The 14,541-nt window shown below is 42.8% G+C and carries 8 protein-coding genes; 6 read left to right on the top strand and 2 right to left on the bottom strand.

Annotation, left to right across the window (positions count from 1 at the left end; translation table 11 throughout):
• The first annotated feature begins 251 nt into the window (after positions 1-251).
• On the top strand, positions 252-1,265 hold the full coding sequence (locus R2S10_RS01900; protein ID WP_316839869.1) for a LacI family DNA-binding transcriptional regulator: 1,014 nt from the start codon (positions 252-254) through the stop codon (positions 1,263-1,265).
• A gap of 9 nt (positions 1,266-1,274) precedes the next feature.
• Here R2S10_RS01900 and R2S10_RS01895 read toward each other — a convergent pair whose 3' ends face one another.
• Positions 1,275-1,895: a metalloregulator ArsR/SmtB family transcription factor gene (locus R2S10_RS01895; RefSeq protein WP_316838741.1), complete on the bottom strand. Its 621-nt coding sequence runs from the start codon at positions 1,893-1,895 to the stop codon at positions 1,275-1,277.
• A 393-nt stretch (positions 1,896-2,288) separates the two neighbouring features.
• On the opposite strand from R2S10_RS01895, the gene R2S10_RS01890 reads away from it, so the two are divergent.
• The 5 genes from R2S10_RS01890 (at position 2,289) to R2S10_RS01870 (ending at position 13,114) form a co-directional block, all read left to right on the top strand.
• Positions 2,289-3,422: an efflux RND transporter periplasmic adaptor subunit gene (locus tag R2S10_RS01890; RefSeq protein ID WP_316838740.1), complete on the top strand. Its 1,134-nt coding sequence runs from the start codon at positions 2,289-2,291 to the stop codon at positions 3,420-3,422.
• 11 nt (positions 3,423-3,433) lie between these two features.
• Complete coding sequence (locus tag R2S10_RS01885) at positions 3,434-6,592, top strand: efflux RND transporter permease subunit (protein ID WP_316838739.1); 3,159 nt, start codon at positions 3,434-3,436, stop codon at positions 6,590-6,592.
• Between the two features lie 9 nt (positions 6,593-6,601).
• Positions 6,602-7,999: an efflux transporter outer membrane subunit gene (locus R2S10_RS01880; protein ID WP_316838738.1), complete on the top strand. Its 1,398-nt coding sequence runs from the start codon at positions 6,602-6,604 to the stop codon at positions 7,997-7,999.
• 485 nt (positions 8,000-8,484) lie between these two features.
• Positions 8,485-11,595 carry a TonB-dependent receptor gene (locus R2S10_RS01875; protein WP_316838737.1) on the top strand — a complete coding sequence of 1,037 codons (3,111 nt, stop codon included), beginning with the start codon at positions 8,485-8,487 and terminating at the stop codon, positions 11,593-11,595.
• 16 nt (positions 11,596-11,611) lie between these two features.
• Positions 11,612-13,114 carry a RagB/SusD family nutrient uptake outer membrane protein gene (locus R2S10_RS01870; RefSeq protein ID WP_316838736.1) on the top strand — a complete coding sequence of 501 codons (1,503 nt, stop codon included), beginning with the start codon at positions 11,612-11,614 and terminating at the stop codon, positions 13,112-13,114.
• An 89-nt stretch (positions 13,115-13,203) separates the two neighbouring features.
• Here R2S10_RS01870 and R2S10_RS01865 read toward each other — a convergent pair whose 3' ends face one another.
• A complete protein-coding gene (locus R2S10_RS01865) occupies positions 13,204-14,541 on the bottom strand; it encodes a TldD/PmbA family protein (RefSeq protein WP_316838735.1) in 1,338 nt (445 codons plus the stop codon).

Genomic DNA, 14,541 nt, shown 5'->3' with positions numbered 1-14,541 from the left:
ACTCGTTCGGTTAATAATCCCCGGATTTAGGATAAGGGGAGTTTAGTTTAATTTGGTTAGTATGGAAGATTGCTCGACCTTCCATTAACAATTCTACATTGTTTTTATTAATAAAGTAATCGGAAGGCCAGATAAATTTGCGCAATCGTTCCCGACAACGTTCCCAGTCTAAAAATCAGATGCTTTTAATTAGAATGATAATTCTTATATTGCCCTATATAGACCAATACTTAAACTCTTCCCCTTTTTTCATGTTCGAACCGACTACTTTAAAAGATATCGCGAAGGCCCTGGGCCTGTCTACATCCACTGTTTCAAGGGCTTTAAGAGATACCCATGAAATCAGTGTGGAAACGAAAAAGATAGTATTGGAATATGCAGAAAAGATCAACTACCGACCAAACCCTATTGCCTTAAGCTTAAAAGAAAGACGTACAAAATCTATCGGAGTCCTGGTGAGTGAAGTAGCCAACCATTATTTCTCTCAAGCCATTGGAGGAATTGAATCTATCGCCTATGATAGAGGCTATCATGTTATCATTACGCAAACACATGAATCTTATGATAGAGAAAAGATCAATATTCAACATTTAGCCTCCAGAGGGGTAGATGGATTATTGGTTTCGCTATCTGCAGAAACCAGTGATACTTCTCATTTGAAGCTTTTACATGATCGCGGTTTACCGATGGTCTTTTTTGACCGGGTAGCGAATGATATTGAAACTCATAAGATCAGTGCCAATAATGAAAAAGGTGCTTATGATGCTACCATTCAGCTTCTGGAATCCGGACGCAGAAAAATTGCACACCTCACCAGTTCTAATCACCTTTCTATAAGTATCGAAAGATTGGCTGGTTATACGGCTGCCTTAAACGAATATGGGATTCCCCTACAAGAGGAATACATCAAACATTGTCCACATGGTGGGATGTTCCAGGAAGAAACAGAACACGCCATTTCGGAACTGATGTCACTGGAAGATAAACCAGATGCCATCTTTGTTGCCGGCGACCGCCTGAGCATCGGCTGTTTAACCGTGTTAAAGAAATTCAATATCGCTGTGCCGGAAGAAATCGCAGTTTCTGGATTTAGCAATTCAGATGTATTGGACTTGTTTAAATCTTCGCTAAGCTCCGTAAGGCAACCTGCTTATGAAATGGGACGTATGGCTACAGAAATGTTGATCAAACTGATCGAAAGTAAATATCCGGTCACAGAATTCGAAAACCGGGTATTGGATACGGAATTGGTCATCAGAAGCTAAATCAAATTCCTATTCCGTTATTTCTGCAATCCGGTAAGCGCACCTGCGGTCGCCACTCACAATATGATCCAGGCGATTGATGCTGACTGTTTCCCCTAATACGTGTTTAAATACGTTCAGCTCTGCAGTACAAAACCCTTGACAGGTTTTTGCAGCAGCGCAAATCGGACAATGGTTCTCTACCAGTAGATAACCCGATTCGTCTTTGGTATATTCTGCCATATACCCTTCTCTTGTCCTGATCTCCGCAAGTTTGGCAATCCGATCTTCCAATTCTGCCAGCGGTGCCAACTCCTCTAAGTACCGCTCTTTTCCCGCTTGTTCTGTAACATCAATCACCTTTTGAAGCGCCGCTTCTCCCAATACATCCCGCATTCCGGCAATTAATTTAACCGTCAATTCAGAATGCGTATCCGGGAATTGGGCATTCCCTTCCTGCGTAAGCTTAAAAAACTGTTTAGGCCTCCCCACTCCTGCAGATTCATTAAAGGAACTCACCAGGCCCTCTTCAGTAAATTTCAACAATTGCAACCTTGCACCCTCATTAGTGATGCCCAGCTCTTTCGCAATCGATGCTGAAGTCAAAGCTCCTCTGGTTTTCAGCAACATCAAAAATCTGTTTGTCTTCATAATCTAATAAAACAAGTGATTGCTTGTTATATTAACAAAAGTACTAACTTTGCCGAACTTATCAAGCCCTGAAACCGATAATATTGCATTCATCAGATTTACAAAAACAGGCAGATGAGAAATTAATAATTATTCAACCCACAGGATTATGCCAATTATGCTACAAAAAAATACCCTGACTATTCTTTACGGCACAGCAGCCCTGCTCCCCGTATACCTCGTCCCTTATTGGAACGTACTCTTTAAGTAAACCTTAGCACACTCCTGTTTAACGCGATCATTATCGCGTATCCTATTACTCATCGACCCTTATGGATTTCATTGAGCAGGAATCGCTATGCCCAAATTTTTAAGGAACAATAACATTTATCCATTCAAAAACAACGTTATCCAATGAACCTTACCAAAACAAAACTGCTCGCTTACCCTTTATTGATCAGCGCACTTTTCAGTGCTTGCTCCAGCGCAACACCAAAAGGACAACAAGAAAGTCTGCCTGAATTTCCAAGCTTAGTAATTGAGCCCAGCAAAACTGCAATTGCAGTAGAATACCCGGCCATCCTTCAAGGAGAAGAAACGGTAGAAATCAGGTCCAAAGTAGATGGCTATATAGAAAAGGTGTATGTAACCGAAGGTAGCCGCGTGACCAAAGGTCAGCCCTTATTTAAAATTGACGCCAATAGTTTCCAACAGGATATGAATAGCAAGCAGGCGGCGGTACTCGCTGCAGAAGCAGACCTGGAAACGGCCAGCATTCAGGCAGAACGAACAAAAACACTAGTCGATAAAAAGATCGTCAACGATTTTGAAGCTACAGCCGCTAGAAATGTAGTCCGCGTTAAAAAAGCGGCATTATTACAGGCTAAGGCAAATCTATCAGCCGCGAAATCAAATCTTGCATTTACCCATATTGTGAGCCCAATCAATGGCGTAGTGGGAAGCCTGCCTTATAAAGTGGGAAGCCTTGTGAGCAGCAGCGCAGAAATCCCCCTCAGCAGCATCGCCAATACAAACAGGATCTATGCATTTTTCTCGCTCAGTCAGCAGCAACTTGCCGCTTTCTTAAATAAGTACAATGGCAACCAGACTAGCGACAAGTTTAAAAATATGCCTGAGGTTTCGCTAGTTCTCGCAGATGGAACTGAGTATCCTACAAAAGGTAAAATCGAAACATTAAGTGGGGTATTGAATGCCAGTACCGGGGCAGCAAATTTTAAAGCAGTCTTCCCAAATCCACAAGGGAAACTATGGAGTGGTTCCAGTGCCGTTTTGCGCATCCCAACCTTGCTGAATGCAGCAATTCTGGTCCCTAAAAGCGCCACTTTTGAACTTCAAGGCAAACATTTCGTATTCACCATTGATCCTAAAGATACGGTTCACCATACCGCAATCGAAGTATTGGACGCTGGAACGGAGAAAGACTTTATCGTGAGTACTGGCTTGAAATCCGGGGATAAGATCGTAACCGAAGGCCTGGACAACCTAAAAGATGGAATGAAAATCAAATCAGCAGCGGCTACAAAATAATATAGAACGAGATGTTAAGAAAATTTATAGAAAATCCGGTACTGTCTACGGTCATATCGATTATTATTGTCATACTGGGCCTTTTAGGCCTGCTCTCCCTTCCTATTTCCCAATATCCGGAAATTGCCCCGCCTACCGTTGCCGTTTCTGCCGCTTACCAGGGTGCCAATGCAGATGTGGTCATGAAAAGTGTAATTGTACCATTGGAAGAGCAAATCAATGGAGTAGAAAACATGACTTACATGACTTCCACCGCGAGTAACAATGGAAGTGCCACCATCACCATATTCTTTAAACAGGGTACGGATCCAGATCAGGCTGCGGTAAACGTACAAAACCGGGTCACTAAAGCCACCAGCTTATTGCCTACCGAAGTGATTAAAGCTGGGATTACCACCAGTAAAAAACTGAGCAGTACGGCATTTAGCTTTTTACTTTTCAGTAAAGACGGCGCCTATGATCAGAAATTCCTGGACAATTACCTCAGGATAAACATCATGCCGCAAATGAAACGTGTAGAAGGTGTTGGTGAAGCCGTAATTTATGGCAATCAGGAATATTCGATGAGGGTTTGGTTGAAACCGGATGCAATGGCTAGTTATCATTTGGTACCTGATGACATTATCGCCGCTTTAAAAGAACAAAACATAGAAGCTGCGCCCGGAAAGATTGGAGAAAACAGCAAGCAATCTGTGCAGTATGCCTTAAAATATACCGGCCGCTTAGAGGAACCCTCGCAATTTGAAAACATCATCCTTCGCAGTGCCCAACAAGGTGGCCTGGTCCGGTTAAAAGATGTAGCTACAGTAGAGTTTGGCGCATTGGATTATACCACAAGTCTGGTGACGCAGGGAAAAGTCTCTTCTGGTGGTGCTGTGAGCCAGTCTTCCGGCTCCAATGCCAGAGAATTGATCATTGCCTGTGAAAACATTTTGAAAGAAGCCTCCAAAGATTTCCCTCCAGGTGTGGAATACCAAACCTTCTTAAATGCCAATGAATTCCTGGACGCCTCGATAGAGAAAGTAATGTATACCATTGCAGAAGCCTTTATCCTGGTATTTATCGTAGTATTTATCTTCCTACAGGATTTCAGATCCACCCTGATCCCGGCCATTGCCGTGCCCGTAGCAATCATTGGTACGTTCTTCTTTTTGAAACTCTTTGGCTTTACGATTAACCTCCTGACACTTTTCGCTCTTGTATTGGCCATCGGAATTGTGGTAGATGATGCGATTGTGGTGGTCGAGGCCGTCCATGCGAAACTAGACCAGGGAGCTAAATCCGCTAAAAAAGCAACGATTCATGCGATGAGCGAAATCAGTGGTGCAATTGTTTCAATTACCCTGATCATGTCGGCAGTATTTGTTCCCGTCACCTTTATCACCGGATCTGCGGGGGTATTTTACAAGCAGTTCGGCTTAACCTTAGCTGTCGCAATTGTGATCTCTGCGGTAAACGCCCTAACATTAAGCCCTGCCCTTTGTGCAATTTTGTTAAAACCCCATCATCCTGAAAAAGATCAGCCAAAACAAGGTTTCATGCCCAGGTTCTATGCTGGATTCAATGCTTCATTTGAGTCTTTAACGGCTAAATATATGCGGGCAGTGAGGTTCCTGATCCGCAGAAAATGGCTTTCCTTAGCGGGCATTGCACTTTTCGGAATGATATTTTATTCCCTATTAAAAACTACACCTACCGGTTTCGTCCCTAATGAAGATGGTGGCGCCATTTATGGAGACGTGATCCTCCCTCCGGCAGCCACATTAGAGCGTACCGAGGAAATCACGAACCTGGTTGATAGCATTGCCAGAAGCATCCCAGAAGTAGAACTCTCTTCAAGATTAGCAGGAATGGACCTGATCAATGGATTTGGGGGTTCTTATGGTGCTTTATTTATCCGCTTAAAACCATGGAATGTACGAAAAGGACCTCAACAAGATGTGGGAAGCATCGTAAACCAGCTCTTTGCGAAAACCGCACATATAAAAGGTGCAAAAGTGATCTTTTTCGCCGCGCCAACCTTACAGGGTTTCGGCAACAGCAATGGTTTTGAAGTACAGCTGCAGGATAAAACCGGTGGAAACTATGAGGCATTTGCCAAATCTATCGGGAAATTCATGGCGGGGATTAACCAGCGTCCGGAAATCATGTACGCCACCAGTCCCTTTAACATCGGCTTCCCGGAGTTACAGGTTAACGTAAATGTAGCCAGATGTAAAGATGCAGGAGTTTCGGTAAACACGGTTTTGAATACGCTACAGGGTTATTTTGGTGGGGTATACGCTTCCGACTTCAACAAGTTTGGAAAACAATACCGCGTAATGATGCAAAGTCACCCGGATTTCAGAGAAAAAGAAACTGACCTCAACAAGGTATTTGTGAAAACGGAAAAGGGAGTCATGGCACCAATAGCAGAATTTGTGACCTTGAAGAAAACCTATGGCCCTGAATTCATCAACCGTTTCAACCTATTTACCTCTACAATGGTGACCGGCGTTCCTAATAAAGGATACAGTTCAGGTGATGCAATTAAAGCCATTGAGGAAGTTGCCGCCCAGACTTTAAGTCGTGGTTACACCTACGAGTTTTCAGGCTTAACCAGAGAAGAACTGTCCAGCGGCAGTCAAACGGTCATGATTTTCGCCTTATGTCTGGTATTTATCTACTTCCTGTTAAGTGCCCAGTATAAGAGTTACATCCTGCCTTTCTCGGTCTTATTATCCCTACCCATAGGATTAGCCGGTGCTTTTATATTTGCCAACCTATTTGGAATCGACAACAACATTTTCCTGCAGATCAGTCTGATCATGCTGATTGGCTTACTTGCCAAAAATGCCATTCTGATTGTAGAATTTGCCTTAATGCACAGATTGAGTGGCAGAAGCATCGTACAAGCCGCTTTATTGGGTGCGAGAGCAAGACTACGACCAATCCTGATGACTTCCTTCGCTTTTATTTTTGGATTGATTCCTTTAATGATGGCAACGGGTGCAGGTGCATTGAGTAATAAATCAATCGGTACCGCTGCGGTTGGTGGCATGCTGATCGGAACGCTATTTGGTGTGTTTGTGATTCCTGTTTTGTTTGTGATTTTCCAATCGCTACAGGAAAAGATAACAGGAGCCCCAATTCCAAATCATCCTCCACGTCCAATTCCAGAAATCAATTAATTGAACTATATGAAAATATTCCAATATAAAACCCCAGTGCTGCTATTGATGGCAGCGCTGGGCATAACTTCCTGTAAAGTCAGCAAAACTTACCAGCAACCCAATATCTCTCAACCAGCTGCTTATCGCAATTCAGCAGCAGTAGCTGATACCTTAAACATGGTGCGTATGCAATGGTCTTCCCTGTTTACAGATGTCATTTTACAACAACTGATAACAGAAGGCCTAACTGCCAATCTGGACCTAAAAATTGCTATAGAACGCATCAATCAGTCGAACGCCCTGCTAAGAAAAAGCAAAGCAGCTTACCTACCCGACTTGAAAACAAACATTGGCGCAAAACAAAGTCGACTGTCCTACCCACAGGGATTTGGCCTTTTCAAAAACACGACCCAATACGACTTTGGCATCAGCAGCAATTGGGAGCTGGATATTTGGGGCAAATTAAGCAGTGCGAAACGCGGAGCGATGGCAGAATTGCTGGCTAGCGATGCCGCCAAAAGAGCTATACAGACACAACTGATTGCCGACATTGCCAATCACTATTACGATTTGCTAAGCCTGGACGAGCAGCTGGCTGTCACTAAGAAAACCGCATTGAACAGAGGCCAGGATGCAGCAACCATAAAGCTCCTATTTGAAAACTCCATCTTAAATGGTGTAGCTGTCGTTCAAAGTGAAGCGAATTATTATGAAGCTGAATTGTCTATTCCGGATCTGGAGCAACAGATCAGGGTAAAGGAAAATGCCCTGGCTGTCCTGCTAGCCAGATCTCCTGCCCCGATTCAAAGAAGCACACTACTGCAACAGCAACTTGTTTATAATTTAAAACCTGGAATCCCTGCACAATTGCTGGCACATCGTCCGGATGTACAACAAGCAGAATACCTGTTTCGCGCAGCATTTGAAAACACGAATGTGGCCAGAACTCAATTTTACCCCGGACTGAATATTACAGCCACGGCTGGTTTTTCGAACTATGGTTGGAAAGATTGGTTTAGTAAAGGCAGTTTATTCGGCAATATTGCCGGTTCTCTGACACAACCAATTTTAAACAAAGGACAAAATAAAGCAGGTTTAGCGATTGCCTTATCTAAGCAACAACAAGCCTTACACTTCTTTGAACTTTCTTTATTGAAAGCCAGTCAGGAAGTCTCTGATGCACTTTCAGCATACCAGGCGGCAGCACAAAAAGAAGAAAAACGTGCCAAACAACTGAAGGCATTAAGCCTCGCTGTTGAATTTAATAAAGAGCTGTTAAACAACAGTAAGAATACCAATTATACAGATGTTCTAGCGGCTGAGCAAAACCTGCTGAGCGCAGAACTGAAAGGAATAAATGACCAAAGCCAGAAATTACATGCAGTTGTGAATCTGTATCGCGCCTTAGGTGGCGGCTGGAAGTAACCCAATAAAACCTCATTTCATCAAAGAGGCTGTGTCAAAATCATCATGACCAGCCTCTTTTCTTTAATCAACAAACCACTATTGAAGCGCATTAAAAGCCGATTCCAATCTATTATGACAATAATCTGATAGAATTTACTTAAAGTCTAGGGATTTAGTAGTGTTTTTACTTACATTTGCATGCGAAACGTTTAATATGTTCAAGTAAAGACACGGTTATGTATCAAATTCTACTTCAAAATTCTCCTCAGGCTGAATCCTTCACCTGTTTAATTTCAAAGGTTCCTGCAACACGCCGAATGTGTTGTTGCCCGGCCTAATTCTGTAGAAATATTTCTTAGTTGAGGAAAACACCACATTTCGGTGAAGGAAAACTATTGCCTAAAATTTCTGCCTAAAACATTCTTTTATTGCCCCCCTTACCCTTCCTATAATTTAGGGAACCGGCGGAGCTAAATCCTATTATCAAAGAAAAAACTATTCAAATGAAAACAAGATTATCTATTTTATTCCTGTTGTTCTTCATTCAATTTGCACATGCCCAGGAGCTTTATAAAGTTAGCGGTACAGTAATTGAAAAAGGAACCAAACTTCCCCTACCTGGGGTGAGTGTACTGATCAAAGGCTCAAAAGTGGGTACAACCACTGATAAAGACGGAAATTTCCTTCTTCAGTTGCCTAAAGAACAGGAAACACTGGTATTTTCTTACCTCGGTTTTAACAGTGAGGAGATCCAGGCAAAAGCAGGTGCTAACTTAAAAGTATCCCTTGTTGATGGTTCCAACAACCTGGATGAAGTAGTGGTCGTGGCTTATGGTACCTCAAAAAAGAGAGACATTACCGGATCTGTATCCCGAATCAATGGAGAACAACTTCAAAACCGACAAGTGTCCAACATCACGAAGGCACTGCAAGGTTTAGCGCCAGGTATTCAAGCGGTTTCCTCCAGTGGACAACCGGGAACTGCAGCAACCATCCGTATTCGCGGTATCGGTTCAATTAACGCTTCCAGTGCCCCTTTATATGTAGTAGATGGTAACCCTTTTTCCGGAGACCTGAGTGCCCTTAACCCGGCAGATGTAGAATCGATCAGTGTGCTAAAAGATGCCGCTTCAAGTGCCTTATATGGTTCCAGAGGTGCAAATGGTGTCATCATCATCACCACTAAATCTGGTAAAAGAAACACTGAAACTCAAATCAACGCGAGCTATAGCCAGGGAATATCAGACCGTGCCATAAAAGATTACGCACAGGTAACCACCGATCAATACTTTGAAAACTATTGGTTGGCAGTAAAAAACAAACAAATCAGTTCTAACCCTACATTCACAGACCAACAGGCTGGAGAAGCAGCCAGCAGACAAATCATCGGTGATTTAGGCATCAACCCTTATGGCATCAATTACCCAAATCCAGTTGGATTGGATGGTAAAATTGTTCCTGGTGCTACAGCGCTATGGAATGACAACTGGGGCGATGCTACAGAACAAACAGCCAGAAGAACTCAAGCGGATCTAAGCTTTAGTGGTGGTGGCGAAAAAAGCCAATATTTCATCTCTGGTGGATACCTGAACGATAAAGGTATTGCATTGGGTTCAGGATACAAACGCTACAATGCAAGAATAAACCTGACCACTCAGGCAAAAAAATGGCTGACCGCAGGACTGAATTTTTCTGCTGCAAACAGCATTCAGGATTATCCAACTTCGGAAGACAGTAATACCGCCAATGTAATTCAATATTCAAGAGCGATCCCAAGCTTTTATCCAATATATGAACGCAATCCTGATGGTTCTTATAAACTGGATGGCAACAATCAAAAGATCTATGATTTTGGTGCCTACCGTCCAAGCTCTGCCATTCCAAGAAGTAACCTCCCTGCTACGGTAGGACTGGATAAATCAGAAATCATGAAGGATAATGTTTCTGCCAGAACATTCTTAGAAGCTACCATCCTACCTGGATTAAAGTTAAAAAGCACTTACAGTGGTGATTTTGTAAACCTGAACACTCATAATTACAGCAATCCATTGTTAGGTGATGGAAAAGAAACCAGTGGCTCTGTATCTAAATCAAATAGCAGAACTTATTCCTGGACCTGGAACAATATTGCGACCTACGATAAAACTATTGGTGACCATCACCTGAATGTTTTAGCTGGACAAGAGCTTTACAAATACAATTACCGTGTAATTTCCGGTTCCCGTCAGCGCTTTGCGCTACCAGGTTTTTATGAGCCAGATGCAGCTGCACAGCTGACTGGTTTTAGTGGAAGTTCCATCGACTATGCTTTGTTAAGTTTCCTTGGAAGAGCAGAATATGACTACAAAAAGAAATACCTCTTGTCCGCTTCCCTAAGAAGTGATGGAACCTCAAGATTCTCTGAAAAGAAACGTTGGGGTACCTTTTGGTCCTTAGGTGGTTCATGGAAAGCTTCAGAAGAGGACTTCCTGAAAGATACCCCATGGTTGAGTACTTTGACCTTAAGAACCAGTTATGGTGCGCAAGGTAACGACAACATCGGATCTTATTACGCTTACAAAGGACTATACCGTGTGATGAATAACCTGGGTGAAAGTGGATTGGTCAGCTCAAGATTGGCTACACCAAACCTGAAATGGGAATCTAATTTAAACCTGAATGTTGGGGTAGATTTCGGTTTCTTCAATGATCGCATCAGCGGTACGGTAGAGTATTTCGACAGAAGATCAAAAGACTTATTGTTTAGCCGTCCACTGCCTCCATCATTAGGATTCTCCGCCATCGATGAAAACGTTGGCGCCCTGAAAAACATCGGATTCGAAGTACAGATCAATGCCGTTCCAGTACGAACTCAAGATTTCAGATGGACAGTTAGTTTAAATGCAACACATTACAAAAACACCATTACCGAATTGCCACAGAGAGATCCTAGCAAGCCATCTGAACCGATTGTCACAACGACTAAAATTATGCAGATAGGTGGAACGATTTCTGATTTCTACCTGAAAGAATGGGCAGGTGTAAACCCAGCTAACGGTGAACCTCTTTGGTATAGAACAGACAATAACAACAACAAAGTAACTACAAATGATTACACGAAGGCTACACAATACTACCAGGGTACTTCACTTCCTAAGCTAACGGGGGGTATCTCCAATACCTTCAATTACAAAGAGTTTGAGATCTCTGCTTTATTGAGCTATAGCATTGGTGGTAAAATCCTGGACAATGATTATGTAGGTTTAATGCATACTGGTAGCTCTATCGGCCGCCCATGGTCTACAGAAATCCTGAACCACTGGACACCGGAAAATCCAAATGCAGATGTGCCTAAGCTGACTACAGATAACAAAGGATGGACGCAAGCCTCTACCCGATTCCTGTACAGTGGGACTTATGCACGATTGAAAAACGTGACTTTAGCTTACAGTTTGCCAAAAACATTGGCCAACAGATGGGGATTAGCCAATCTGAGACTGACGCTAACCGGAGAAAATCTGCTGACCTTTTACGGTCATAAGGGAATGGATCCTGAGCAAACCATTGAAGGAACAACCTATTTCCGTTACCCATCAATGCGCACTTTATCTGCTGGTTTAAACCTTACTTTCTAATTTAAATTCTACGACAATGAAGATCAAAAATATCACATATATCGCGGTTACGGCTCTTTTACTCCCTTTTCTGGGTTGCAAGAAAGAGTTAACCACCAGCCCTACAACATCCGTAGACGAAGCACTGGTTTATGCGAATGCTGACAACATCGATTTGGTAATTAACGGTACCTGGGCCTATATGCACGAAACCTTTTTTACCTATGCCAACCCAGGTTATTCTACTATTTTTAGAAACAGTGATGCCATGGGTAATGATGTAGCCATCATTCAAAATAAGTATGGTTATAGTGATTCCTACAACTATACCATCGCTAACAACCAAACACGATTGAACGGAATCTGGACGCTTTTATACAAAGTGATCGACAACATGAACAACGTCATCACCAAAATTGATGGAGCAGAAGGTACAGCAGAGAAAAAAGCCAGAATTAAAGGTCAGGCCTTAGCCTTAAGAGCCAACAGCTATTTAAACCTGGTGACGTATTACCAGTTCAATTACCAGTTGAATCCGAATGCAAAAGCAGTTCCTTTATACATTACCCCAACCACACCAACCTCTGTTGGGCAGCCAAAAGCAACGCTGGAAGAAATCTATAAAGTGATCATCGCCGATTTAACAGAGGCAGAGCGCTTATTGCCAACTTATAGCCGCCCCGGTACTACTAAATATAAAATCAATATTGATGTGGTTCATGGTCTCTTAGCGAGAACTTACCTGAACATCGGTAAATGGGATCTGGCTACGGAACAAGCCCTGGCAGCAAAGAAAAACTATGCTTATATGCCCGCTGATGACTATGCAAATGGCTTCAATGATTTGAAAAACAGCGAATGGATCTGGGGACAAGGACAGCAGCCAGATCAAAGTAATGCCAGTTATTCCTTCCATTACATAGATGTGAGCAGCTCTTCTTCTTACTACTACAGCTTCATGGCAGATCCAAATTTCAAAAAACTGTTTGATGATAATGACATCAGGTCAAAACTGTTCCAATGGGATGGATCACCAAGCAGAGAAGGCTATTTAAGGTACCAGAAATTCAAATTCCGCGCAGATGTTACCGCTGATATCGTGATGATGCGTTCTGCAGAAATGACTTTGATTGCCGCAGAAGGTTATGCAAGAGCAGACAACTTGCCTAAAGCTGTAGAGACCTTAAATGAGCTTTTAACAGCAAGAAAGGCGAATGCTTATCTATTAGGTTCAAAAACTAAAGATGAGGTGATTGCCGATATCCTGATTGAAAGAAGAAAAGAACTCTGGGGAGAAGGTTTTGCCATCTCAGATATCTTAAGAACACAGTCGACCGTGGTTAGAAAACCAGCTCTGGGATTAGACGGAAAACCATTAAAAGTTACGGTCATTACACCTACTGGTCCAAAAGAAGTATTAGCGAAACAACATACGACGTTAAGGTTCTCAAATGATACGGATTTTGTACCTAACAGCCCTTATTACCTGATTCCTGTTCCACAATCGGAATTAAACAGTAATCCTAACATCAATAAATAAGCGAAAAAATACCCTACAGACATCCCTACCTATGCAAAATGGCTGCTCCGATTCAACTCGGGCAGCCATTTTCATTTTCTATCTCTGCGCTAAACTGCGTCTGACAAAGAGGTAAAAGTGAAATCTCTAATCTTTAATGGTGGCAACAGGTAATTTGAATTCGATTCTGCTGACACTGTTCTTTCTGTTTTCCCCATTTCCTCCAGGTTGTTCAACATGATAATCGGGCTTTCATTGAACCTGAAATTCTTGATCGGAAACTTGATCTCTCCATTCTCAATATAAAATGTACCGTCTCTGGTGAGTCCGGTCAATAATAAGGTCTGAGGATCTACAGGACGGATATACCATAACCTGGTCACCAATATGCCTTTCTCTGTTCCTTTTATCAGCTCTTCCAAAGATTTATTGCCACCTACCATGATCAGACCATCTGGCGAAGGCAAGGCTTTAATCCCGGTTTTTTCTGCCCAATACCTCGAAGCATACAGGTTTTTAACCACCCCTTTTTCTATCCAGTTTACTTTCTGCTGCGGTCTGCCATCGCCAGACCAGGTAGATCCCGGTAATTCCTTATCCCATGGATCTGAATAGACATTGACACGCTCATCCAGTAATTGTTCTCCTACTTTAGTTTTCCCACCAGGCTTGCTCATTGAACTCCTACCTTCATCTGCCCTACGGGCATCAAGGTCAAAAAACAGGTTCTCCAGCATTACGGCCACTGCAGTAGGTTCCAGGATCACGGTATATTTACCCGGCTCAATCGCCTTTGCGGTAACCGAAGCCATGGCTTTTTTTGCCGCCACAGCAGTATCTGTCTTGGTATCCAGTTTACTAAAGTCGTTATAACCTCTGGTCGCATAACCAGATCCCTTGCCATCATCTGTACGAATGGTAATATTAAAGGCCACATCTGAGGCCTTATTATAGGCAAACAGGCCCTTGCTATTCATCATCGCTGAAAAGCCCGACTGATTAGAAAGGAAACCCGCTGCATTCAGTTTATTTTTCTTTGCCTGATCCAGACTTGCAGCAACAGCATCAGCTCTTTCTTTCGGGCCTACAGCTGCAGTAACCTCCGAATAGGTTGGCGAATCCGGACCATATTCCTGAGGGCCTAAAAAGGACATAAACTCCGGATTTTCCGGTGCCAGCTTTGCCAGTTCCTCAGCCCTGCGCACTACTTTTTCCAGAGAGGCATCGTCAAATTCATTGATCGTTGCCACCCCTAATTTCTTGCCAAATGCTGCACTCACCACCAGACTTTGGGTACTAGAGCCCCCACTGGTAGAAACTGAACTTCTTGCATATCGGACATTTCCTGAATCAGATCCACCCAGGTTTACTTCAATTTCATCTGCTTTTGAGTAGCTCAGCACTTTCGTCAAAAGCGCTTTGGCTTGTTCTTTAGTTAGTATTGCCAT

The sequence above is a fragment of the Pedobacter gandavensis genome, assembly GCF_032678745.1.
Lineage (GTDB): Bacteria > Bacteroidota > Bacteroidia > Sphingobacteriales > Sphingobacteriaceae > Pedobacter > Pedobacter gandavensis_C.
The sequence above is the reverse complement of the archived record's forward strand: the minus strand, read 5'-3'. Positions and strand labels throughout refer to the sequence as shown.